Origin of the sequence: Paenibacillus sp. FSL F4-0087 (genome assembly GCF_038020215.1) — a bacterium.
GTDB lineage: Bacteria > Bacillota > Bacilli > Paenibacillales > Paenibacillaceae > Paenibacillus > Paenibacillus taichungensis.
Genome location: NZ_JBBODJ010000001.1, coordinates 6,551,366 through 6,577,108 on the forward strand (window position 1 = coordinate 6,551,366; position 25,743 = coordinate 6,577,108).

General features: G+C 46.4%; 21 protein-coding genes. 5 read left to right on the top strand and 16 right to left on the bottom strand.

The window, feature by feature from the left end:
- Positions 1–5: 5 nt before the first annotated feature.
- The 13 genes from MHB84_RS29655 to MHB84_RS29715 form a co-directional block, all read right to left on the bottom strand.
- Positions 6–1,583: an HAL/PAL/TAL family ammonia-lyase gene (locus tag MHB84_RS29655; RefSeq protein ID WP_341143093.1), complete on the bottom strand. Its 1,578-nt coding sequence runs from the start codon at positions 1,581–1,583 to the stop codon at positions 6–8.
- The gene (locus MHB84_RS29660; protein ID WP_076288422.1) at positions 1,555–2,661 is read right to left on the bottom strand and encodes a DUF917 domain-containing protein; all 1,107 of its coding nucleotides are present in this window, start codon (positions 2,659–2,661) and stop codon (positions 1,555–1,557) included. The genes MHB84_RS29655 and MHB84_RS29660 overlap by 29 nt, the downstream gene beginning before the upstream one ends.
- Before the next feature lie 45 nt (positions 2,662–2,706).
- On the bottom strand, positions 2,707–4,377 hold the full coding sequence (locus tag MHB84_RS29665) for a urocanate hydratase (RefSeq protein ID WP_218642252.1): 1,671 nt from the start codon (positions 4,375–4,377) through the stop codon (positions 2,707–2,709).
- 17 nt (positions 4,378–4,394) lie between these two features.
- Positions 4,395–5,756, bottom strand: a complete 1,362-nt coding sequence (locus MHB84_RS29670) for an LLM class flavin-dependent oxidoreductase (RefSeq protein ID WP_076288420.1) — start codon at positions 5,754–5,756, stop codon at positions 4,395–4,397.
- Positions 5,757–5,832: 76 nt separating this feature from the next.
- Positions 5,833–6,771 (bottom strand): ABC transporter substrate-binding protein, encoded by a 939-nt coding sequence (locus MHB84_RS29675; RefSeq protein ID WP_076288419.1) that lies wholly within the window; start codon positions 6,769–6,771, stop codon positions 5,833–5,835.
- Between the two features lie 29 nt (positions 6,772–6,800).
- Entirely contained in the window at positions 6,801–7,451 is a 651-nt protein-coding gene (locus MHB84_RS29680) for an ABC transporter permease (protein ID WP_076288418.1), read from the bottom strand.
- Entirely contained in the window at positions 7,448–8,587 is a 1,140-nt protein-coding gene (locus MHB84_RS29685; RefSeq protein ID WP_076288417.1) for an ABC transporter ATP-binding protein, read from the bottom strand. Before MHB84_RS29685 ends, MHB84_RS29680 begins: the two co-directional genes overlap by 4 nt.
- A 297-nt stretch (positions 8,588–8,884) precedes the next feature.
- Positions 8,885–9,631: an IclR family transcriptional regulator gene (locus MHB84_RS29690; RefSeq protein ID WP_256716772.1), complete on the bottom strand. Its 747-nt coding sequence runs from the start codon at positions 9,629–9,631 to the stop codon at positions 8,885–8,887.
- A gap of 294 nt (positions 9,632–9,925) precedes the next feature.
- Positions 9,926–11,314: an MGH1-like glycoside hydrolase domain-containing protein gene (locus tag MHB84_RS29695; RefSeq protein ID WP_076288415.1), complete on the bottom strand. Its 1,389-nt coding sequence runs from the start codon at positions 11,312–11,314 to the stop codon at positions 9,926–9,928.
- Between the two features lie 28 nt (positions 11,315–11,342).
- The gene (locus tag MHB84_RS29700; RefSeq protein WP_076288876.1) at positions 11,343–12,194 is read right to left on the bottom strand and encodes a carbohydrate ABC transporter permease; all 852 of its coding nucleotides are present in this window, start codon (positions 12,192–12,194) and stop codon (positions 11,343–11,345) included.
- Positions 12,172–13,230 carry an ABC transporter permease subunit gene (locus tag MHB84_RS29705; RefSeq protein ID WP_083678826.1) on the bottom strand — a complete coding sequence of 353 codons (1,059 nt, stop codon included), beginning with the start codon at positions 13,228–13,230 and terminating at the stop codon, positions 12,172–12,174. Before MHB84_RS29705 ends, MHB84_RS29700 begins: the two co-directional genes overlap by 23 nt.
- Positions 13,231–13,242: 12 nt before the next feature.
- The gene (locus MHB84_RS29710; RefSeq protein ID WP_076288414.1) at positions 13,243–14,490 is read right to left on the bottom strand and encodes a sugar ABC transporter substrate-binding protein; all 1,248 of its coding nucleotides are present in this window, start codon (positions 14,488–14,490) and stop codon (positions 13,243–13,245) included.
- Positions 14,491–14,528: 38 nt separating this feature from the next.
- Positions 14,529–15,584: a LacI family DNA-binding transcriptional regulator gene (locus MHB84_RS29715; RefSeq protein WP_076288413.1), complete on the bottom strand. Its 1,056-nt coding sequence runs from the start codon at positions 15,582–15,584 to the stop codon at positions 14,529–14,531.
- A 317-nt stretch (positions 15,585–15,901) separates the two neighbouring features.
- Here MHB84_RS29715 and MHB84_RS29720 point away from each other — a divergent pair, with 317 nt between their 5' ends.
- From MHB84_RS29720 to MHB84_RS29730, 3 genes are all read left to right on the top strand, one after another.
- Complete coding sequence (locus MHB84_RS29720) at positions 15,902–17,689, top strand: glycoside hydrolase family 36 protein (protein ID WP_076288412.1); 1,788 nt, start codon at positions 15,902–15,904, stop codon at positions 17,687–17,689.
- 234 nt (positions 17,690–17,923) lie between these two features.
- A complete protein-coding gene (locus tag MHB84_RS29725) occupies positions 17,924–18,409 on the top strand; it encodes a CcdC protein domain-containing protein (RefSeq protein WP_076288411.1) in 486 nt (161 codons plus the stop codon).
- Positions 18,410–18,633: 224 nt separating this feature from the next.
- Complete coding sequence (locus MHB84_RS29730; protein ID WP_076288410.1) at positions 18,634–19,815, top strand: multidrug effflux MFS transporter; 1,182 nt, start codon at positions 18,634–18,636, stop codon at positions 19,813–19,815.
- Positions 19,816–19,976: 161 nt separating this feature from the next.
- On the opposite strand, the gene MHB84_RS29735 is transcribed toward MHB84_RS29730, so the two are convergent.
- Positions 19,977–21,146, bottom strand: a complete 1,170-nt coding sequence (locus tag MHB84_RS29735) for an MFS transporter (protein WP_076288409.1) — start codon at positions 21,144–21,146, stop codon at positions 19,977–19,979.
- 91 nt (positions 21,147–21,237) lie between these two features.
- The gene (locus MHB84_RS29740) at positions 21,238–21,828 is read right to left on the bottom strand and encodes a TetR/AcrR family transcriptional regulator (RefSeq protein WP_076288408.1); all 591 of its coding nucleotides are present in this window, start codon (positions 21,826–21,828) and stop codon (positions 21,238–21,240) included.
- 145 nt (positions 21,829–21,973) lie between these two features.
- Between MHB84_RS29740 and MHB84_RS29745 the strand changes: the two genes are divergently transcribed.
- Positions 21,974–22,630, top strand: a complete 657-nt coding sequence (locus tag MHB84_RS29745; protein WP_076288407.1) for an NADPH-dependent F420 reductase — start codon at positions 21,974–21,976, stop codon at positions 22,628–22,630.
- Between the two features lie 74 nt (positions 22,631–22,704).
- Here MHB84_RS29745 and MHB84_RS29750 read toward each other — a convergent pair whose 3' ends face one another.
- A complete protein-coding gene (locus MHB84_RS29750) occupies positions 22,705–23,583 on the bottom strand; it encodes a helix-turn-helix transcriptional regulator (RefSeq protein WP_076288406.1) in 879 nt (292 codons plus the stop codon).
- A 135-nt stretch (positions 23,584–23,718) separates the two neighbouring features.
- Between MHB84_RS29750 and MHB84_RS29755 the strand changes: the two genes are divergently transcribed.
- Positions 23,719–25,698, top strand: coding sequence for an alpha-amylase family protein (locus MHB84_RS29755; protein WP_076288405.1), 1,980 nt, complete (start codon positions 23,719–23,721; stop codon positions 25,696–25,698).
- Positions 25,699–25,743: the final 45 nt, after the last annotated feature.

Sequence of the window (25,743 nt, forward strand, 5' to 3'; positions counted from 1 at the left end):
GATCATTATTTAGAGAATTCATTCATCTTCCCACGAACTGCCCTTAGCCATTTCCCTTCCTTAAGCAGAAGGTATGCACGCTCTATATCTATAGATTGATTACGATCTTCGGACAAAAAAGGAACCTCGGAACGCAACAGTTCATAACCTGCTCTTGTCCCTTCACCCAGAGTCATATCCCTACGCAGATCGATAGCTTGAGCAGCATGGAGCGCTTCAATCGCCAAAATATAAGTAACACGATCAACAATCTCTCTTGCCTTGCTTACCACGTAAGGAGAATTGGCAGCATGATCCTCCATGTCTCCCGCCAGTGAGAAATAGTCAGATGAAACGGGATTACTCAGATGACGAATTTCTGCATCCAGTGAGGTTGCTGTTTTCTGAACCGTGCAGAAGCCGACAGAGCGGCTCGGATCAGAAGTCAAGAAGCGGCTTAACCCTGTAAAGTCCGGGTCACCCAGCTTGATTATGCGATAGCATGAACTTTTGGATACATGATGCAGCGCACTTCCAAGCATCTCAAAACCTAGTGTCCATGTTATGGGATCATAATTAGCGCAGGATAAAATTCTCCGCTCTTCCGTCAGTACACAGGGATTATCGTCTGAACTGTTGAGATGAACTTCGAGCTGCTGGCGTGCATAGACATAAGCATCTCTTGCGGCGCCATGAATCTGGCATGCATCACGGAAACTCAGCGGATCTTGCAGCGAATCTGGATTAAAATTATTCCAGAGTCCGCTGCCACGTAGACTACGCCGGACCATAGCCAGACTCTTTAACTGCCCGGGAAAAGGACGCTTGAGATGAACCGCTTCATCCAATGGACTAATATTACCCCGGATGGCTTCCAAAGACAGCGCGTATACAGAGTCTGCGGTATCCAGTAACTCTTCGATGTCGAAGAGCGTCAGTGCTCCGTTTCCGGCAGAAAGAGCATTGGAACTGACGATAGCCAGACCATCCTTGGGACCAAGGCACAGGGGTTCTAAACCCACTGCCATTAATGCATCGCTCGCTGGTATACGATTGCCCGCCATGTTCACTTCACCTTCACCAATCATGGCCAGACCGATATGCGATATCGAGGTAATATCCGCCGCACCCACAGATCCGCGAAGCGGGAGAACCGGGTGAATACCCATATTGAGAAAATCTGCGTAACGTTTGGCAATATCGGGCTGAGCGCCAGTTGCCCCAGCAAGTAAGCTATTGAGACGGGCAAGCATCACCGCACGAACGACATCTTCTGTGGCCTCCGGCTTCACCCCAGCACTGTGAGATAACAACAAATTCCGGTTATAGTCTTCAAAATAATCATCTCCGATAACCTTGTCCTTATTCCAGCCTACACCACGATTCAGTCCATAGACAGGAACGCCTTCTGCAGCTAATTCATAAATTACTCTTCGTGCCGTAACTAGTCGTTCCCAGGCTTCATCGGCAATCACCACCGATCTCCGCGAACGAGCTATACTCTCCACATCCTCAATGGTCAAGCGGCTTCCGTCCAATACAATTTGGTTAGAGCTGAGCGAGAGAATGCTCTCCTCAAGCATAGATTGTTTTCTCTTTGTCAAAAGCATAACTCTGTAAATCGATGCCCAGCATTTCTTCTACCTCTGGATATACGCTGGGGTCCTTTACACTGGAGCTCAGTGGCACCTTGGATTTATCAATGGCGAAGACCGCTATTTCCATCCCCTCTTCAACATCTCCCACACTCACAGGCAGACCATTCTTCAGGTCAAACGTAGTAATTACGTCCGGAAAGGTGGTCAGACGTGTACCTTCATTGTCCTCGACAGCCATATATTCATTCATCACATGAAGTGTAAGCCTACGGTTGGGAATGGATACTTCGATCGCACCCACATCGAAAGCACCTGAATAACGAACATTTTTTGTGGTCACCGTCCCTCTGCCGAGGATTCTTCCATTGGTCTTTTGTACCACGGCCTCTAGCACCGCTTCCGGTCCATCTGGCTCTGCCTTCTGAATGACACGACCCAACTCAATCGCTATCGAGATGCCACCGATCGCAGCATGCTTCTTAATATGTTTGATCGGGAGCGGGTGCCGTGCGGCAGCAATAAACCCACCCGCCATGTCCGAAGCAGTACGCAGTATATTGGAGGTCCGTGCCGGAGTTCCCTTAACCACAAGTTCCATGTAGCTGCCAATCTCTGGTTTGCCGCCAGCCACTGCTTGTATCGTCTCGTAATCAATAGAAGACGCGAGGCCAAGTGAGCCCATCTTGCCAGTTGGATGTGCGCGGATATCTCCAGTTGCATCAATAACAGCAAGACCTAGGGCTGCTGCCGGCAGCCAACCGTTAATGGTGCTGGACATGCCATTCTGCGGAGTCATGACCCCGGCTATTTTGCCATCATAGTTTTCAATGATTAGCTGAACAGCCTTAATGTAGTCCTTTCCAAGCATTTGCCAGTCTCGTCCGGCAGGTGCCCCGATTGCGGTACATGTCAATATAATGGCGTCATCCGGCAGTTCATCTACCGACAGGAGCTTTGGTCGTCCGATGCTCAGGGCCGCGTGTCCAATCTCCAGTCCATGATCCACCCAGCCTCCGCCGCCGCTGGCAAATACAGAGCCACCTTTGACAGCAGCATTTACATCATCTCTTGTTAATTCCCGCATAAAATCTCCTCCTGATTGAAATTTTGTTGTAGCATTTCCCGATGGTTATTTCACAGTGGATGAAATGGTTTCATATTGATGGGTATCAATTCGGGCAATGCCCTTGGTTTGAACTTCCGCCAACGATTGCTCGTAACCGGCATCCGCATAACGGAGTACGCCAAGACCAGTATCATTGTCAAGCGCTGTACGAAGACGTGCATCACTTGCCTCTGACCCGTCGGCTACAATGGTGACTCCCGCACTTGTCATATAACCGGAATAGCCCCCTCCGCCAGAATGAATCGCCACCAGATCAGCCATGGAAGAACAATTGAGCATGGCATTCAACAACGGCCAGTCGGAAATCGCATCGCTTCCGTCTTTCATCCGTTCGGTCATAATGTTGGGATGAGCCATAGCAGCTGCATCCAGATGATCCCGGGAGAAGGCGACTGGTCCTGCAAGTTTTCCTTCTCGTACCAATTGGTTAACCGCGAGTGCCAGCTTGCTGCGGTCTTTATGCCCAAACCAGCCTATACGGGCCGGCAATCCCTCAAACGGCACATACGTATTTGCGAGTTTGATCCAATTAGACACGATGTCATTATCACTAAATTCTTTCAGAATATAATCGTCAATGATTCCTATATCTTCTGCCTCTCCACTTAGAGCGATCCAGCGGAAAGGACCGATAGCCCGCGCAAAAAGAGGACGAAGAAAAGCTTCCGTAAATATATCAATCTCAAAAGCATTCGTAACTCCATATTGCACTGCCTGTGAACGGATATTGTTACCATTGTCAAAAACAACCGCGCCCCGTTGTTTGAATTCCATCATCGCCTTTACTTCATTCGCAATTGAAGCTCCGGCAGCGGCTTGAAGCTCCGTCGGATGTTCTCGTCGTGCCACACCAGCGGTTTCAGGTGAGTATCCGCTTGGAATATAACCGTATAACAAATCATGTGCAGATGTTTGGTCAGTCACAATATCCGGCTGGACACCTCTCCGAAGCAGCTCAGGATAAACATCCGCAGCATTTCCGAGCAGTCCAACGGACAGGCTTGTGCCGGTGTTTACAGCTTCATTAATCCATAGCAATGCTTCATCCAGGCTATCAGTCTTTCGCTGTAAATAACCGGAAGTGATTCGTTTGTCTATTCTCTCCTCCGCAACTTCTACACAAAGGATTGCCGCATTAGCCATATAACCTGCTAAAGGCTGCGCGCCCCCCATACCTCCCAAGCCAGCTGTTAGAATGAAACGTCCTCGCAAATCGCCGCCGAAGTGCAGCCTTGCGATACTTTGGAAGATTTCATAGGTTCCCTGTATGACACCCTGTGATCCGATGTATTGCCAAGCAGCCGCAGTAAGGCCGCCCCAAATGATTAGACCTTTATCTTGCAACTCATAGAAATTCTCGCTGGTTGCCCATCGGCCGACCAGATTGCAGTTAGCCATTACGACAAGTGGTGCTTGCCGATGGGTTCTGAATACACCAATCGGTTTGCCTGACTGAATGACCAGTGTTTCGTCTTCCTCCAATTGCTTTAGGGTATCGACAATTGCCAGATAGGAAGGCCAGTTACGGGCTGCCTTTCCAAGGGAGGCATAGACGATCAGCTCCTTCTGGTTCTCACCGTTCTCGAGCACGTTCTCCAGCATGCGCAGCAACGCTTCCTGACGCCAGCCTTTGCACCGCAGCACGCCGCCTCGTTCAGCAACAATCCTTTTCACAGTCACTCCTCGCTTTCTTATCTTTCTGCCGTTCCTGAAGCAATCTTTTCTTGTGAATAGCGGTTCTCTGGCTTGCTGAGTCCAAAATGGTCCCTCAGTGTAGTGCCTTCATATTCTAGGCGCAATAAACCTCTGCGCTGAAGAATGGGCACTACCTCTGCTACAAAATCATCCAGAGCACCAGGCAGGTGAGTAAAGGCAATATTGAATCCATCTGCCGCACCATTGCTGAACCACTCCTCAATATGATCAGCAATCTGCTCGGGAGTTCCGGCAAAGGCCCGTTTGCTTACAATCCGTTTGGCAAGCTGAATCAGCGTCAAATCTTCTTCCTTGAGGATACGCCGGATACGTTGTAAACCACTTTTACTCTGGTTAAAGCCTTCTTCTTCAGGTAGAAAAGGCAGCGGTTCATCCAGCGGATAGCCGGAAACGTCTACCCCGATGTAATGTGATAGCAAGTCCAAAGCCAGTCGGTCTGGAGTAAGATTCTCGACAATTGCAAGCTGCTCTGCTGCCTCTTCCGTAGTAGCCCCAATAATGGGCATTAAGGCAGGCAATATCTTGATCTCATCGGGAGAACGGCCATATTTGGCAAGCCTTCCCTTGATGTCTTCATACAGTGCTTTCCCTTCTGCGAATGTGCCACCAGGGGCAAATACAATTTCGGCCGTTGCCGCGGCTACCTCTTTACCGGCTTCCGAAGCTCCGGCTTGGATCAAAACAGGATACCCTTGTGGTGGACGGGATATATTAAGGGGTCCTTTTACTTTAAAATGAGTACCTTCGTAATCCAGATTGTGCAGCTTGTTCTTGTCTGCAAAGTACCCACTTTCCTTGTCGAATAGCAGTGCATCCTCTTCCCAACTATCCCAAAGTCCTTGCGTTGCCTCTACAAATTCTTTGGCACGTTCATATCGCAGCTCATGCTGCAGATGGCGTTCCTTACCGAAGTTCCGAGCCTCTTCGTCCGTTTGAGACGTCACAATATTCCACGCGGCTCGCCCGCCACTGAAATGATCCAGCGTCGCCAGCTTCCGCGCAATATGATACGGATCGTTATAAGTCGTCGAGATGGTCGCCGCCAAACCTATATGCGACGTTACCGCCGCCAGTGCGGAAAGTAGTGTGAACGGCTCCGGCCGAATGCTATTTGCATGGCTAATACCCGATTCGAATCGGTCCCAGACATACAGTTCATCGGCGTAGAAGAACATGTCAAATCTTCCACGCTCCGCCGTCTGCGCAATTCTTTTGTAATAATTGAAATCAAGAAGTCCCTCTGCTTCAGACCCAGGATGTCTCCAACTTGAAATATGCTCACCCGCCGGAAAAAACATCATTGCTCCCAGCGCAAGCTGACGATTATTATTACTCACAGTGCATCATCCTCTCTTGTTAACTCGTTGTTAGACAACGTAATTACTATTAATCATTGATCTATCATGTAGAAATTCACTTGATTAGCCCTTGGGCTTTCAACCAGTCCCTCGCAACATCAAGTGCCGGTTTCTGATCCTGTTCCACCTCTGCATTCAACTTTTGCATTGCCTTCTCATCCAGTTTTCCTGCCAACTTGTTGAGGACTTCTTTCAACTCCGGATGTTCTTCCAGCGTCTGCTCACGAACCACTGGAAATGCATCATACGGAATAAACACATGCTTGTCATCCTCCAACGCTACGAGGTCATTCGCCAGGATTTGGCTGTCCGTTGAATACGAGAGCTTCACATCAATCAGCTTTTGCTTTATCGCCTGATACTGCAAGGAAGGGTCCTGAATGGATTTCGTTTCCTTGAACTTTGGTTTGTATATGCTCTCTACATAAGGCCAGGCATCTGGGCGATTCAGAAACTCCTCACTCGCTCCAAAAACCAGTTCACCTGATTTCTCAGCAAGTTGAGAAGCTGTCTTTAGCCCATACTTCTCAGCGGTTTCTCTGGGTACCGTAAAGACATAGGTATTGTTGAACCCTAGTGGGTCGAGCGCAATCAATTTGCTCTTTTCCTTGAGCTGGGTTAAGACTGTTTTGAATGCTTTATCTGCATCAAATTCTGGTTCCTGCTTCAAAATATTGATCAAGGCCGTCCCGCTGTACTCTACATAAGCATCCACATCTCCCGAGTCAATGGCATTCCAGAGCAGTGTGTTATCCAGCTTCTTAACCTCTGTTTTCAGCTTCGTGTCATTCTCAACTAAAATTTTGAAGGCGTTGGCCAAAATATCCGACTCTGCGAATCCTTTTGTGGCCAGTACGATGGTATCGTTGCGCCCGGACGCATTGGAATTTGAGCACCCCGCTGCTGTCAGCACGGTCGTCAACACCAGCCCAAGGGTGATAAGCAGCCTGCCTCCTTTGATTACACTCCATCTTTTTTTGTTTGTGGTTGTCATGATTGCTTCCCCTCTCCCTAAGTAAAAGCTTAAAATTTATTCAAATGCCGCAAACCTTTCGGGGTAAGTGCCCTGTTAAGTAGCAGCAAAATGAAGTTAACGGAGATTACCAGCATCGAGACAGGGATAGCCCCTTCCATAATGGTAACCGTGTTAATCATGGCAATGCCTCTTGTGATGATGTCTCCTAGGCCTCCTGCGGCAATATAGGTCGCAATTGTCGTAAGGCTGATCGTTTGCACCGCGACGAGTCTTACGCCGGCCATGATGACACTGCGCGCAATTGGAAGCTGAATCATCTTCATCATCTGCCATTTGGTCATGCCCATTCCGGTTCCTGCCTCAATCAGAGAAGGATGAACACCATTAATGCCGACATAGGTGTTCTGGAGCATTGGAAGCACGGCGTATAAGGTTAATGCAATAATGGCGGGTGTTGTACCGATACCTACCAGCGGAATCATGAATCCGAACAAGGCCAAACTTGGGATGGTCTGGATGGCAGAAACTACAGTAATGATCGTATCTGCCATCCGCTTACGGCTGGTCAGATAAATACCAAGGGGGATTGCAATAATTCCCGCCATCAGGACGGAAATGAGGGACAAGTACATGTGCTCTCCCATTTTCTCAACGATCATCGGCCAGTCAGCAACTAACGTATCCCATACATGGTTCATGCACTGGTCTCCTCTCGGTGAAAGTGTCTCCCAATGGCTTCAATAACACCTGAGCGGGTTACCGTACCGATTAAGCGGTTCTGATCATCCACGACAGGTAATATTCGTTGACTTTGCATCAGTTCGAATACATCAGAAATTGGTGTGTTCTCAAAGAGGGCGGGAGTCCCATTTTTCACAATATCCCCGACCTTCATTTTGCTGTCATGCTGCAGATATTCACTGATTTCTTCAATTCCTACAATACCCAGCAGCTCTCCCCAATTCCCGGTCACAGCAAGGGCATCTGCCTGATTCAAACGCAAGAGATCAAGTGCCTCTACGATTGTTGAGATATTACTTATCGAGAGACCGTCAATCATAATATGCTGTGCCATCCCACTTGGAAAAGAAGGACGAAACCTCTCCTGACCAATGAATTCAATCACAAAGTCGTTTGCCGGATGGGCCAGCAGCTCCGCAGGTGTACTGTTCTGAATTACCTCACCCTCCTTCAGTAGAATAATCCGATCAGCGATCTTCAGCGCTTCTTCAATGTCGTGGGTGACAAAAATTATCGTTTTATGCAGCCGCTGATTCAGCTGGATCAGTTCTTTTTGTAGCTGGACTCGGCTGATGGGATCAAGTGCGCTAAAGGGTTCGTCCATTAAAATAATGGAAGGGTCTGACGCTAGTGCACGGGCTACACCGATCCGTTGTTGCTGCCCGCCACTAAGCTCATGGGGATAACGTTTGCTGTATTGTTCAGCTGGGAGACCGATCAGGTTCAGTAATAGATCAACTCTCTCTTTTCGTTCTTCCTTTTTCGCTCCCTTAAGCCTCGGAACAATGCCAATATTCTCTTCTATGGTCATATGTGGAAACAAGCCAATTTGTTGAATCACATATCCGATATCGCGTCGGAGTTGGACTGCATCTGCAGCTCCTACATCTCTCCCTTCGACAAGAACTCTTCCCTGACTCGGCTCCTCAAGGCGGTTGATCATTTTGAGCAGTGTAGTTTTGCCGCAACCCGAGGGCCCAATAATTGTTACAATCTGACCTTTCGGTACCGTAAGATTAAAATCATGCAGCACACTACCGGAGCCATAATTTTTATTTACATGTTGGAACTCAACTGCCACTGCTTCAGTCATCGTTCTTCCTCCCCTTCAAAAATACAGTAAACAAATTTGTTAACTCGGATAAATAAATAAATTTTTTTACTTCCTTACTTCACATTTAACTAATATTGCGAACTCTTGCTAAAAAAGAAGAAGGCCTTATTTCTCGCCAATAGGCGAAAAACAAGACCTCCACTGTTATGGTCAGCCATTTATTATTAACATGTGATAATTAAATTTCTTATTTCAATAATATTACCAAGAACATTCTTTTGTCAATCATTAATTCAACTATTTCTATCGGGATTAATCGTGATCGGTGATTTTCTTCTATTCCCCTCCAAGTAGATTGGAGAGATGCTTGGACGATTCCATAACGCTATTAATCATTTCGGGTATCCTCTCTTTGGTCCCGCGAAATAAAGGACCCGCAATAGATAGACTTGCCACGACAAGACCATGACTATCCAATATAGGTGCACCAATAGCGAACACATCAGGATCGTATTCTCCTTCAGTACAAGCGAAGCCCTGTTCCTTGATAGCTTTCAAACTATCAATCAATTCCGATCGATTCCGATCGGTTGTAATATTCGCTACAACCTGCTCAATCGTCTTTTCATTTTCAAAAGCCAGTATACTTTTTCCAGAAGCGCCTTGATGTAAAGGCAAACGTCTACCGTTCTCGATTACAAATTGAATAAGACCTCGGCCCTTCACATGTTGAATGCATACAGCATCATTTCCAGTTCTAACGAACAATAACGAAGTTTCTTTTGTAGACTCCATCAGATCGATCATAATAGGCAATGCAAGTGACAACAACTCACGATGAATTTGTTGATTCAAGCTACGAGCTAAATCCAGAATACGCAAACCAAGTCCAATCTGATTTTTGCCCCTACGTTCCACAATCCCGTTCTTTTCAAGCGTTTGCAAAAAACGATAGGTTGAGCTTTCTGGAATGCTGACCTTTTCTGCGATCTCACTAACCGATAATGTTCCATTCGCCTCAGATAACGCAAATAAAATATCCAAAGCCCTTCCAAGAGTGTTTGTTCCACTTTTCCGATCCAAAGCGACGCTCCCTTTCATTGTCATCCGTTTCTTTTATCATATAGTGAAAGATTACGGAAATCACTATCGTTTTACTCGTCTGTATAAACGACATACAAATAGAAGGCATATTAAATAGTTACTGTCATAGCACGTTAGTTCACTCCAGCACTGCAATGACTGGGTAGACATACCTCCAGAAAAAATCATTAAAAAAAGAGATATGCACCTCCAAAAAATGAGGCACACATCTCTAATGATAAGCATTTTATGACTCTCTGTCTCATGGCACAGGCATGTTAGAGATCTTGAATTTTAACCTTCCTGTGCAATGGAAACACGGTGTATCTCATCTTCAGCCACTTTTACAGAAATAAAGCTGATCTGTTCTCCACCTTCGGTTGTTTCCTGCTCGGCAGCAACAGCTATGCCGTTGTGGTATAACATCTCGGTATTTACAGGGAAAGCAGCCTTCCAGACAAAAGGTTTTCCAGATTGCAGCGTCACTTCACTCTCTGTATTCCCAGTATGTTTAACCCTAATGTTCCGATTAAGGATAGGGATATTCCCCATTTCCGCCCATTCCAGTGAATGCGTAAGTCTTGGCAAGGTGCTAATTACGGATGCACCGTTTCCCGTAATTCCCATCAATCCCGCGGCGATGGAACCTATTACGCAATAAGATACCTCCGGGTAATCCCGTCGCTCCAATGATGGATCTACCAGCTCTTTCAATTCACTAAAGGCTTCTTCATTTTGACCGTACTGGTAAAAGATATCCGGCAAGTAAGTCTTTCCTTCAACGTTAGCAACACGATGGATCTTGACATCCTCAAGCGCTTTAAGAAGTTTCTCCGGGTCACTGACTGCCCCGTAATAAAGAGGGAGAAATGTCCCTTCTGCATTATAGCCTGTTAGGAATGAATGATCTTGCAGCTTGGCGCCGAAGAAGCGCCTCTCCTCCTCGTTCCACCATTCCTGCTCATAACGCTGTTTCAGGTCTTGCGCCTTGGTGGCGTACACTTCCGCTATCTCCGTTTGACCCCTGAGACGGGCAAGATGGACAAATGCACGGTAACCGGCAATTTGAGCAGCAATCATATCACCACCTATCAAAGGCTGATGTCCAGCTTCGTTGAAGGTAGCCAGGCCCCTACGTCCGTATTCGGGATAATATTCCAATACTCCGTCTCCGTCTTTATCCCAAGTGTTCGTATATTCATTTAAAGTCAAACTAAAGAAATCCAGTAACTTACTATTATTTAAATAATAAGTATCGCCGGTCCATAAGTATTGACGTAAGCTGGCATCAATAATGTCGAAATTCGCGGGGAGATTATACCAAAAATCCTCATCACTTTCATAATCGACTGGGGCAGGAACATTGTCTTTATTGATCTCCCAGTACGTGCACCAGTCACGTGACTCGGCAATATTTTCGGCAAATTGCATGATCATGTTCTTGGTATGGAGACGAAGCCCAAGAACAGCAGCTCCGGTGCTATGGTGCATGACATCACGGATGCAAAATGCTTCTCTGGCTGGAAGAGCGGCTTCGTACCATAGCCCGACGGGATCTTCACCAAAGTGGGCATATTCCAGCGCCTGCCGTTTGGCCCAAACAAAACCTTCATTCAACTCCTTATCGGAAGATTGAAAAGTTACTGCACCAGCTTGGGATTCTACCTCTCTCTCATAAGGCATGTCAAAGTCACTCCTATCCTTTTTCGGTTTAACTTTCCTTGGAACCTGAGAAGGTCAGACCTTCCATAAACGCTTTTTGCGCGGTGAAGAATAATAGGATACACGGTAAAGTGATTACGACAGCAGCTGCCATTAACAAGTTGGTATCTGTGGCATAAGTACCCTGAAAACCCGCCAAACCGAGCGTGAGTGTCTTCCATTTGTCGCTGTTGATATAAATTAGCGGTCCCATGAAGTTGTTCCAGGAGCCCATAAAGACCATGACGCCAACCGCCATTAGAGCCGGTTTGGACAGCGGCAGGAAAATCTTCCACCAAATTTTAAAGTAACCGCAACCGTCGATGATCGCTGCTTCCTCCAATGCGACGGGTAGCCGGGAATAGAACTGACGTAGCAAAAAGATATAGAACGCCGATCCAAAGAAGGTCGGAACGATCAGCGGGTATAGCGTATCCAGCATGCCCAGATTCTTGAACAGAATGAATTGCGGAATCATCGTAACCTCGCCCGGTAGCAGCATGGTTGACAGCACTAGTACGAACAAGATCCCGCTTCCCCTCACCTTCAAGCGGGCAAAGGCATAGCCCACAATAGATGAAGAAAGAACCGTACCCACGATCGGGAACACCGTTGTAATTACAGTATTGACCAGATAACGACCAAACGGGAACGCGGTAAGCGCCTTCGCATAATTATCCCAGCGCCAGTTATCAGGCCATATACTCATTCCTGAAACTGCAACCTCTTCCAGACTCCTTAGCGAGGCAGAAACCATCCACAGAAAGGGATACAGGAACATAACGGCTCCGATTAGCAGCAATATATAGGCCAGCCAATGCACCTTTTTGTGAGCAGATTTACGCTCTTTTTTTACGGACACGACGCTTCCTCCTTCCGGTTTGCTCTGTTTCGTAATAAACCCATAATGCACTGCTGCGGAATACGAGCGCAGTGAACACGAGAATAATCACAAAGAGTACCCAAGCCAGGGCCGAACCGTAACCCATTTTGAACCACATAAAGGCATTTTGATATAAATAGTAGGCATAAAATAACAACGAATTATCAGGTCCGCCGTTAACCATGAAACCTTGGGTAAAGGTCTGGAATGCCCCAATCATACTTGTAACGGTGTTGAAAAATAATATCGGTGAAATCTGTGGTAGCGTCACATGCCAGGCTTTTCTTGCTGCCGTTGCTCCATCAATCTCAGCCGCCTCATACAAGCTTTGTGGAATATCCGAAAGACCGGCCAGATAGATAATCATATTGCCTCCGACCGTCCAAAGACTCATGATAATGACTGCCGGCATTGACCAATCTGGACTGGAGAACCAGCCAGGGCCTTCGATACCAATCAAACGCAATAATGAATTGACCAGACCGACATTCGGGTTAAAAATCCAGATAAACAGTACCATTTGTGCAACACCCTGCACGAGCGTTGGCAAATAATAGATGGTACGGAAAAAATAGATCCCGCGCAGCTTCAAATTCATCAGCAAGGCAATCGCTAAAGAGAGAATGACCTGCAAGGGTACACTTACGAGTGTGTAATAGAAGGTCACGGACAGCGATTTATAAAACATAGTATCCTTGAACAACATGCGGTAGTTGTCCAAACCGATCCATTTCGGGTCGCTAACGACCTCCCATTTGTTGAAGCTGATATAGAATGAGAAAATCATCGGACCTACCGTAAATAACAGAAAGCCAATAATCCAGACTGAGACGAACAAATAAAAACTTGCTGTTTTGGTATGAATAATCCTCTTTTTCACAAGAACTCTGGTAATAGTATAAATAATAACGAATACTAGCACGATAACGGTCAGAAAAGGGAGAAGAGGCAACAATGCTGCTGGTGCCCCTATTCCTTCATAGAAACTGTAGATCCCTTCTATTATTCCATTCATAGTTTGCTCCCGTTAGTTTTGTTGTAAAATCTTGTTTATCTTCTCTGCCACCTGCGGGAATACTTCCTTAACATCCTTGTTTCCAATTCCGATTGGTGTTGTATCATCGATAGCCTTCATCTCATTGTTGATTTCATTTGTACCCTTCTGGGCTTCTTGTGTATGCTGCTTCTCGGCGGCAAGTACAAAGGCTTTTAGGTTCTTGTCGGGGGAAACCGTTTCAAACGCGCTTGTTGCACTGGAGATAACCGGAACCCCATAAGCATTCTTGTTTCCTCCGATGATCTTTTGCACCTCTTCGTTTTGTGTAAGGTGATTAATGAACGTTTCGGCAGCTTCAGCATTCTTGCTGTCCTTGCTTAGAGCCAGTCCATTAACTTCTTTGGAACCGCCGTTCCCTGGGAAAGGAACAATATCCCATTTGAACTTCTGCACATCAGCCATTTGCGGCAAATACCAAGGACCAAAGTCGGTGAACATGCCGATTCTTCCACCCAGGTACCAGTTCATCATGCTTTGTCCCTGCTTCTCACTATCGTTCGGCACGATGCCAGCTTGTTTGCTAGAGACAATATACTCAGCAGCAGCTATGACTTCTGGTGAATCTAGTGCCGACTTACTCAGATCATCGCTGTAAAATTGACCACCGAACGCATAAATCCAGTTACCGAGCCACAGCGGTTCTGAACCAAAAATCTTTGTTGCCCCTTCTCCAGATGTGAGTTTCTTTGCGATGTCATTGAATTGTTCAACCGTCATCGGTTCAGTCTTGCTTGGAAGCGGAATGTTATTTTTCTCAAAAAGATCGACGTTAATCGCCATAACTTTAGGCTTGATAATAAATGGTGCTGCATAGGTTTTGCCATCCACACTCATGGAATCGACGAGGGAAGGTGAACTGAAGAGCGATTCATCCAATTTCAATTCTTGGAAAGCGTTTGCAAAACCAGGCAAATCCCCTCCTGAGATCAGCATGACATCAGGAGTCGTACCTCCAGCAATCATCGTCTGTAGTTTGGTGAGGTAATCCTTCTGAATCCACTGGCTCTCAACCTGAATGTCGGGGTAATTTGACTCGAAGTTATCAATGGCTTGCTTGATCGCATCAGCTTCTGACTGAGCTCCCCAGAAGGCAAATGTTATTTTACCCTTGTCCTCCGTCCCGCCCTGACTTTTCGACGAGTTCCCTCCATTTCCGGAACACGCCGACAATACAATTACAACAAGCAGAGATAAAATAATCAAAGACCATTTTTTCATCATTTTTCCCCCTATTGAATTGAATATTTAAATAAAGGTCAATCTTCCACTTCCCCTACGGACCTGATTTCCGCACCACAGCTGCTTCTAATAACCAGCTTCGACGGAATCACGATCTTTAACGGTACTTCTCTGCCACCGATCCGTTCTAGCAGCATTTTCACCGCGCTCTGGCCCATTTGTTCAGTGTAGATTTTCACCGTGGTTAACGGTGGATTAGCGTAAGAAGCCATTTCAATATCATCGATGCCGACTATTGCGATATCTTTCGGTACCTTTAACCCGGCTTCTTTTAAGGCCCTACCAGCAGCTATCGCCATGGGGTCGGAACCAATCAGGAAAGCTTCCGGTAAATCCTGCTTATCAATCACTTCCTTCATGAGCTGATACCCGGTAGACATGGAGAAATTATTACCGATATGGACATGCTCAGGCAGGTACAGATTTTTCTGCTTCATATAAGATTCAAAACTGCTTTGCCGTTGATCCACTGAATCAATACCAGAGTTGGAACCAAAACGATTGATGAAATCACGTGAGCTGATCAGGCCAATTTTTGTATAGCCAAGTCCGGTAAGATGATCCAAAGCCATCCGAGTTACCTTGTCAAAATCGACAACGACGGAATCAAAGCGGTCCTCATCCGGCGAATAGTCGACAAAAACAATGTTATGTATTCGGCTGAAGTACAAATTGTATGGATCAAATTCGAACTTGCCAATCACGATCAGGCCATCAAGCCCTGACAGGCTTTCATACGAATCATGGTTCACCCAGCGAATCGTACGAGTAATGTGAAGGCCCAGCTGATTGAATTCCTTTTCGATTTGCAACCTTATAGTCAGGTAGTACGGGTCCTCCGACTCGAATTGCTCCGAACAGAAGGTCACCAACCCAATTTTATAATCTTTCAACTGCGCCGCTTGATTGGTATGACGACGCTGGGTTACTTTATATTGCAGCTGTTCTGCAGCAGAAAGAATTTTTCTTCTTGTTTCCTCCAATACCGATAAAGAAGGATCCCCGTTCAGTACACGGGAAACTGTAGATGGAGAAACACCGGCCAGACTTGCAATATCACGAATTGTTGGCACTACTGATCACCTTTTCACTTCATATTTGGGAAACACCCCTCACAATCATTTTATAGTTTTGCTAACCACTTGCCAATCACATTGTGTTTTGTTTACTAAACATTAGCGAACTAATGCGTGTTTTCAATATATCAGAGATCAATTTGTTTGACAATACCTTATTGTCATCGCTTACATCTATTTTTATCAGTGTAAAACGCCAATCACATCCCTCATTACGTATATTTATTTTATTTGTTTACTAAAATTTTTGTAAACATTATACTCTAAACAAGGTATCGTTAGTCCAATATCTATTTATACAAGCAGGAGGTATTATGAAAACTTTAATCAACTACGATTGTCCCACTGTAATTATTAACGGCAGCAACACCTTGTTTGAAAGCTTTACCCACGTCGAAACCATTACGGAGAACCTTTTTCTGGTCCATATCCGGCTAACTGCTGCGAAAAAAGAACAGCCGCCAGTTTGCCGGATCGAGTGGTCTACTCCCGCCATAGACATCCACTCTTTATGGCATCCGGGAACCGACCGGAATAAAGCCCTTCAAGTGGATTGGGGTGATGGTTTTCAGTCCAAAAGCACTTCTCTCGCGCCTGTGGCCTCTCTATATAATCTAGAGGGGCGAAATCGAATGACCTTCGCTTTTACTGATGCATTAAACAACGTGTCGATAAAAGCCGGTATTCATGAAGAGGATTCCACCTTCCTGTGCTCTATTACCCTGTTTGAAGAAGCGATGCCGAAACTCGATCATTACGAAGCAACGCTTCGAATCGATCGTAGGGATATCCCCTTCTATAAGGCGCTTGAAGATGTAACCACGTGGTGGGAAGGCCTTCCAGGCTATGAACCCGCCGCAGTTCCTGATGTGGCCCTCCGACCCATGTACTCCACGTGGTATTCCTATCATCAGAAACTAACCGCTGCCGAATTGGAGGAACAATGCAGACTTGCTAAAGAGCTTGCCTGTGACACTATTATCGTTGATGATGGCTGGCAGACGGACGACAACAACCGGGGTTATGCGTATACCGGAGACTGGGAAGTCTATGCGGGCAAGATTCCGGACATGAAAGCTCATGTGGATACCGTACATCGGCTAGGTATGAAATATATGTTATGGTACTCCGTGCCATTTGTAGGGAAACGCAGCAAGGTATGGAGCAAGTTCGAGAATAAACTATTGCGGGTAGATGAGAAGCTGAATGCGGGAGTGCTGGACCCCCGGTATCCGGATGTACGGGAATACCTGATCAATACCTATGAACAGGCCGTATTCGGATGGGATATCGACGGTCTGAAGCTGGATTTCGTGGATAGCTTCAGGCTGAGCCCAGATCAGAAGGAGGGAACAGCGGAAGGACGGGATCATGAATCAGTGCCTGAAGCGGTGGACCGACTGCTCTCCGATGTTATGGAGCGACTGAGAGCCATTAAGCCGGATATTCTCATCGAATTCCGCCAAACGTACATCGGCCCGTTAATGCGAAAATACGGCAACATGTTCCGGGCCAACGATTGCCCGAACGACTCTATCCAAAATCGCATCCGTACGCTCGACCTGCGACTATTGTCGGGGAATACAGCCGTCCATTCCGACATGATTATGTTTAACCCTAAAGAATCGGTCGAAAGCGCAGCCATGCAGCTGATCAACGTTCTCTTCTCCGTGCCTCAAATCTCTGTTCGTCTCGATGAGATTGGAGAAACGTACGCTGGAATGATCCGCTTTTGGCTCTCCTTCTGTAAGGAGAACAGTGACATTCTGCTGAAAGGTAAGTTAGTTCCGGAACAACCCGAGCTACTTTACCCACTTGTCAGTGCTCAAAGAGCAGGTACGAAAATTGTCGCTGTTTACGCTAATATTGTTGTCCCAATGGACGCTACCTATGACCGATTCATTGTAGCCAACGGCACTTATAACGAACAAGTAGTTGTGCGTTGCCACCATCAGGGTCGTTACGATCTAACTGTAAAAAATTGCTGCGGTCAAGTTGTTCTACTTCGTCAAATTGAGCTTCAGGACGGTTTGCACGAGCTGCCCATCGCAAGAGCTGGTCTAATAATTTTACAGCGTATAGATGATTCAGGAGAGATATGAGCGGATCATTCAATAGCAGACAGATGCCTTCCGAGGTCATAGCCATGTCACATAGACAATAAAAAAAGATTTTTGAAGCGGCGACTTTTTCCCGGAATTCAATTGGGGAGAGGTCGCCCTATTTGTTTTGGGAAGATGACAAAAGTCACCTTAAACGAATTACTTTGTACACTGATATAAATTTTAAATATCCTCGATACTTAGGTTACACAAAAAACAGACGAGGTGCTTACCATGAATCCAATATCTTTAACAATCTCATTATTAATTGTCGTACTTATTTTGAGGGGCGTTATCCAGGGCAGCAAGAAACCATTGCACGAATCTGGGCGGAAATTATTAATTCCGATCCTTTATATCTCTACTTCTTTGTTTGAATTGTTCGACCCTACGTTGGTGCTTACATCTGGCAGAATGATCAGTTCAATTATTATAGGTGCAGTTCTGTCAATCCCATTAATTCTGGTGACGCAATTCGAGCGAAAATCGGATGGCAATATGTATTATAAAAGAAACGTACTTCTTTATGTTTTAATTATTGTTATCTTCTCGATGCGATTTTTTGACTTCTTGTTCATCTCAGGGATTGATCCCAAAACTCTTGGATTCCTGAATAATGTAGTCGCCTTATCCTATATCGCCATTTGGCGAATAGCTAGCTTCATTAAATTTCATAATTCCAAATCAAGTACGTTCAGAGCTTGGGACAAAACCGCTTAATCGTACGATTAGCCAGAGCTAGTTGACTTGCCATATCAAGCATGTTAACCTAGGCCGAGTATTAGCAATGATTGTCAAACCCTCCTACTCTTATAATGATGAAAGGTAATTCAACAAATGATGATTTATAGTCGTCTCGCCATCATGATGCCCCCCTTTCCCTAGCTAGGCTCATATTCTTGTTGTCATAACAGAGTATAAGCTTGTAGGAGGGCTAATATATAATGAAGAAATATGCAGTACCATCTTTGCTGTTAATGATTGTTCTTATCGCTTTTCCACAAATCAGTGAGACCATCTACACTCCATCGCTGCCAGATATCGCAGCAGCACTTGGTGTATCTAATAGTTCCGTACAATTCACATTAAGCATCTATTTTATAGGATTTGCCTTGGGCGTCTTCTGCTGGGGCTGGCTGTCCGACTTGATTGGTCGTAGACCTGCAATGCTGGGCGGTCTCATCGTATATGGGATCGGAAGCTTGATGTGCTTTTATTCGGAATCGATTCAATTGCTTCTCATTGGCCGTTTCGTACAGGCTTTCGGTGCCGCAACTGGCTCGATTATCACCCAAACCATGCTTCGAGAAAGTGTATCGGGAGATCGAAGACATGCGATGTTTGCCCAAATCTCTGCTGTCATTGCATTTACGCCGGCAGTTGGGCCACTTATTGGTGGTTGGATTGATCAGGCCCTTGGCTTCAGATGGGTATTCTTGGCGTTAGTACTAATGAGCGTTTTGTTGTTCATATATGCTTTTCTTAAACTGCCGGAGACAACGAACGTTTCTTTACGATCCAAAGTCGCTATACTTCCGGTTGTTAAAAAGATGCTCGCTATGCCGCGCGTAATGGTGTTTGGCGTATTGATCGGAGGTATTAACGGAGTTTTATTTAGTTATTATGCCGAAGCTCCCTTCATCTTCATAGAACACTTTGATCTGTCGCCTGGCGTTTATGGTTTTCTGGGCATTATTGTGGCCTTGGCCTCAGTGGTCGGAGCAATGATCTCAAAACGACTATTGACCGTTTACACACCGGAAAAGATCATTCTTCTGGGTTGTCTGGTCATGACCAGCGGTGCTCTGCTCCTGACCCTTGGAAGCAGCTTGTCTATGCTGCCCAATCTTTTGCAGATCATCTGCATGTTAACTGCCATGTTTGTTCTGTTGATTGGCGCAGGTATTACTCTGCCCAATTGTCTAAGTCTTGCGCTTGTTCATTTTCAAGATGTAATTGGCACAGCAGGTGCTATATTCAGCTTAGGCTACTACTTACTGGTAAGTCTTACGACATGGGGAATGGGTGCTCTGCATAACGGCTCATTGCTGATGATGCCTTTATATTTTCTAATCATTAGCGGCGTAATGTGGTTGCTTGGCAAAAGATTTATCTCAGAAGAATAATCTATTAGGATCATTCATTAGGATCATAAATAATACGAAGAAATGTCACGGGGCACATTTCAAAAAAATAGAAGCAGTCCAGTACTTTATCGTATCTGGGCTGCTTTTATTCGTATTGTTGAACACGATGTTTTGAAAAACTACCCACAATCAAACACTTTTTAATGTTTTATATCCATATCTACAACCTTAACTTTGAAGATTCCTCGCATATACGGAAGCAGTGAAATTACACCCACCAAAGCCAACACAACCCCGACCCAGATCGGTGCAACCAGACCATAACCGGCACTAATAGCCAAGCCTCCAACAGAAGACCCTACCACTACACCAAAGGTGACGATTGCGGTGTGAACGGTGTTCACCATCAGACCACTTCCTCCCGTACGTATCACTCGCGCGACCATAGGCGGGTTCATTGGAACCCCGGCCAACCCGATGATGATTACGGCAGGAATAACCACGGCAGCTGTATGTACGCCAATGGCGAATGTCAAAAGACCAAACGTCAAGAGAACAAGCCCTATCGTTAGAATCAGCATAGTGTATCGGTCCGCCAGTCGACCAGTGATCAGATTACCAGCAACCGTAGCAGCTCCATACACAACAAACAATAGTGGCACCGCGGACGTTGAAAAGCCCGTCAACTCTGTAAAAATTGGAGCAAAGTAGCTGAATGCTGCAAATGTAGCTCCTATAATAAGAAAACTTGTCAGGTAAGCCGCCCAGAGCTTGCGATTGCGAAAAGATTTCATTTCATGACGCAAACTCGTGGGCTCCGGTCTGGATAATACGGGGATCAACCGCAATGCAGTTACTCCTGACAGTAGAACAAGAATGGCGACCGCCCAAAAACTGAAACGCCAGCCATAAGCATCGGCCACCCACGTTGCAGCAGGTGTACCCAGAACCGTAGCAATCATAAGACCCCCGAAGATTATCGACACCGCCCGTCCCCGCTGGTTTTCCTCCACGAGCGAAGCAGAGATCGAGATTGATACGCCAAAAGCAGCTGAGGAAGCAACACCTGCTATGATGCGTGAGGCCATCATAACCTCATAGCTACCTGCGATCGCGCCAAGCAACTGTCCAGCGAGAAACAGTCCGGTTAGCATAATGAACGCTTTTTTCCTAGGCATATTCAGCAGAGCAGCGGTTAGTAAGGGACCTCCTACGACCATCCCCGCTGAAAAGGCTGTAATCAAATATCCTACTTGCGAGACAGATACTCCAAACTCTCCCGCAAGTGTATTCATCATTCCAGCTACCATAAATTCTGAGGTAGTCATGCAAAAAATAGCTAAGCTAAGCACATAGATTGCCAATGGCATCTTCAATTCCCCTTTTCATATGAGTTATAAAATCACACTATTGTAATGATCGGTACAAAACTAATGCAAAAAAAAGTGCCGGATTACCCGGCTAGTAAATAGCTGCCAATGTACCTTCTACAATACTTTTTGCCAGATCACGGTTCTGTGAAGAGCTGTTAAGCACGCGAAGTCCGTAATAGCTGCTTAGAAACAGGCTTGCCAGTTCTTTGGCTGGTCTCCCTGAAGTAATCTCTCCTGTCTGTGCACCCTGCTCCATCAGATCACAAAGTGCATCCTCCAAAAATCCGATATGACGTGTTACCACTTGCTCAACCATAGGATCAACCCGTGCCCGTTCCATTGCTGCATTAATTAGGAGACAGCCTCTTCGCCCTGATTCCGAAAAATCCTCCTGTATCCCCCACTCCAGCAGGCCGCGTAATCTTTCTTTCAACGGTAAGGAGCTCTGTAAAATCTCGCTTTGCTCCCGTATCCCTTCCTCATGATAACGCTGGAGTACCTTTTCGTATAAATCATGTTTGCTGCCAAACGCATTATATAAACTGCCCTTCCCGAGACCGGTCTGTTTACATAGATCCTCAGTAGAGCATCCTTCGTATCCGTTCAACCAAAAGGCATCCATGGCTGCGTCAATTACAGCCGTATCCTTAAATTCTCTTGGTCTTCCACCTTTGGTCACTGCATTCCCTCCCTTCTCAACGAAATAATAAATCTTAGTATAGGTAATTTGTAACGTTCAGTCAAGAAGTTGTTTACAGCTTCATTGTTCTCTGTTAAAGTAAAAATGTCATACCATATTAAATCGGGAAAGGAAGTCGGAATAAATGAAAATCGCAATTATTGGAACCGGAAATATCGGTGGTAATCTCACTCGTCGTCTCACCAAACTTGGTCATGATGTCTCGATTGCTAACTCACGTGGTCCTCATACCTTGACGGATCTGGCTGAAGAGACAGGCGCGAAACCACTTGAAGTAACCGAAGTCGCCCATGGAGCCGAGCTGGTCATTGTAACGATTCCACAAAAGAATATTCCGGATCTCCCTGATGGTATCTTAGACCACATTGCACCTGGTGCTGCCATTATTGACACCGGGAACTATTACCCCCGTCAGCGTGACGGCTTGATTGCCGAGATCGAAGGTGGCTTACCTGAAAGCCGATGGGTTGAGCAATACTTGAAACATCCTGTTAACAAAGCCTTTAATGGGATTTCCGCTATAAATCTGCTTGAACGTGGACTGCCTGCCGGTTCACCCGATCGACTTGCTCTCCCTGTAGCTGGTGATGATCCTGATACAAAGAAAATTGTACTTCAACTTGTCGAGGAGCTGGGATTTGACGCCATAGACGCCGGCGGATTGGACGAATCCTGGCGCCAACAACCGGGGACTCCCAGTTACCAGGAGCATGGAGCGGACAGTCTTCGGCAGGCCTTATCGAATGCTAGTCCTGTACGAAGCGAGGACTTTAAAGCTTAAGCATTTGAAATTCTGGGACATTGAATACGTCATCATCCACCGCCCTTTCGGGCGGTTTTTTTGTTTGATCATGTCTATTCCATGAAATACAACTGATGCTTCTTGCGGTACTCTCCAGGCGTGAGGGAAGTTTGACGCTTGAATAACCGTGTAAAATAGTTATGGTCCTGCAGTCCACACAACTCGCCGATACGCTTCAGCGGAAGCTCCGAATGTGCCAATAACCGCTTGGCCTTCTCCATTTGCAGGTGATGCCTGTATTGCAGCGGGCTCATCCCCGTATACTGCTTCAGGCAGCGAGCCAGGTAATCAAAATGATAAAGCAGATCACGCTCCATCTGTCCGGAATCAAACGGCTGCTCAAGGCGTTGACCAAGATAAGTTGCCACCTTCTCGCTTAGAAAATAGGAGCGAGCCTGCGGGCTGTTCTGTCTCATTCCCTTCTGTAATTGCAGCAGGAATTGGCCCAACAGAACATGAAGCTCGAAGGAACGCTGACGGGTGAGTACATGGTGCAGCTCAAGCATTTCTTTCAGTATCGGCTCCAGGTTACGTAGATCCACCGCGGCGAATTTGGGAATTTCAATGACTCCTGGGGGAGCCTCAATATCCTGGTCTGTTTGTTGAAGCAAAGGCTGCTCCCAAGTCGTCTTTTCTTTCAAAATCATCTTTTGCACAGAGGGAAGCTGGAAATGAATCCAGTATACTTCCGTCTGCACATCCGTTGGTCTATAGCCACGGTGGTCTTTGCCAGGTTCAAGAACCAGCATCATACCTTCCGCAATCTCGTAACGGAGGCCATCTTCCTCCATGTACAGCGCTCCTTTGGCGCAAATAATAAGATCGAACACATCAAAGCTACGCTGGGCATGCTGCATCCCCGGCTGCCATTCGGTGTGCCCAATGGCTGCTAATAGCGGAAACGGCGGAACTTGAAGTTCAAGTACAAACATAAGATCCCTCCTTTGTTCAAAATGTAGATAATGTGCTATATATAGTCGTGATTGTCAGCTGTATCGAAGCTGATGATCGATTAGAGTGGTAGATATAATATGATTCTATCATTTAATGACCAGGGGGAAGCAAGCATGAAATTTCGTCAGGTTCATCTCGATTTTCATACGTCAGAAGCCATTGAAGGCATTGGCCGTGATTTTTCGAAGCAGCAATTTCAGGAGATGCTCAAAACCGGGCATGTCGATTCCATCACCATATTCTCCAAGTGCCATCATGGCTGGGCCTATCATCCGACTACCGCCAATCAAATGCATCCACATCTGAATTTCGATCTTCTGGGTGCCCAGATTGAGGCTGCTCATGAGATAGGTGTGAAGACTCCGGTCTATCTCTCCGCTGGCCTGGATGAGCGACTCGCCCGCAAACATCCACAATGGCTCATCCGCAATCAGCAGGAGCAGATCAGTTGGACAGCCGACTTCATGACGCCAGGCTATCATCAATTTTGCATGAACACCCCTTATCTTGACGTTCTCACCCTACAGGTAGAGGAAGTCGTAAAGAAATATGATGTGGACGGCATCTTCCTCGATATCGTTGGTGTTCGGGAATGTTATTGTCAATATTGTGTTGCCGAGATTCGCTCACAGGGCTCCGATCCACGAAACATTCAAGATATGAAAAAACTGTGGGAACAGACATATGCTCGTTATGCTAATCGAATGAATGAGACTGTGCATGCAGTGAAACCCGGACTACCAGTGTTCCACAACAGCAGTCACGTCGACCGTGGGCGGCGGGATCTCGCTCATGTGAATACCCATTTGGAATTGGAATCGCTACCAACGGGCGGCTGGGGGTACGACCACTTCCCGCTCTCTGCACGTTATGCGCAGACATTGGGCATGGATTTCCTCGGCATGACCGGAAAATTCCATACCTCCTGGGGCGAATTCGGCGGATACAAGCACCCCAACGCGCTGCGCTATGAAACTGCACTGAGCATTGCGAACGGGGCACGCTGCTCCATTGGAGATCAGCTGCATCCGGGCGGTCAGATGGATTATGCCACGTATTCGTTGATCGGGGAAGCTTACCGTGAGGTAGAAGCGAAGGAAGAATGGTGTCGAGATACTACCGCTATGGCTGATATCGCATTGCTGTCAGTGGAGGCAGCCTTATGGGAATCCGGAGGCGATCCTCATAACCAGCACATGCACCACCACGATACCGGCGCTGTAAGAGTTTTGCTGGAAGGCCACTATCTCTTCGATGTAGTAGATCTGCAGGCTGATCTGTCCAAATATAAAGTTGTTATTTTGCCGGATGCCATTAGCATTACAGAGTCAATCAAAACCAAACTGACAGCCTTTCTTGCCGGGGGCGGCAAAATTCTCGCCACTGGCCGTTCCGGACTCTCACCGGATGGTACGGGCTTTGAATTCGATTTGGGTGTAGAATATCAGGATGTTTCCCCATTCCGTCCCTCCTATTTCCGTCCGAATTTCGAGCTTCCTTCGCTGCGTACAGCCTCTTTCGTCATGTACACCGAAGGACAGAACACAGTGCCCACGACAGACGGCATCGTACTTGGCAGTAAGGAAAATTCATATTTTAACCGTGACTTGTTCACGTTCTGCTCTCACCAGCATACCCCTTCTGATCTGCAGGAATCGGGAACTGGCATGGCTGAAGGTCAGGATGGAATCTATATCGCGTGGAATGTTTTTGAAGATTATGCGACGAAGGGGAGCTTAGCTGTCAAGGAAATCATCTGTTACGCGTTGGACCGTTTACTGAGTAACAATAAGTCGCTGATAACCAACCTACCTGCCCAAGGGGTTACCACGCTACAGATTCAGAAGAACTCGAACCGTTGGGTGAATCATCTACTGTATGCCTCTCCAGTACGTAGAGGACAAGGTGTGGAAGTTATCGAGGATATCCCTCCACTTATCAATACAGAGGTAACGGTTGCGGCTGCCGAACAAGTACAAGATGTCTATCTGGCGCCGCAGAACCTTAGTCTCCCATTCAGTCAGGTGAACGGCCTTGTGACCTACACGATACCGGAGTGGTCCTGTCATCAAATGGTCGTGATTCAATTTTAGAATTAAATTCATGGAACCATTAGCAGCAAACAAAAAAACAAGTCG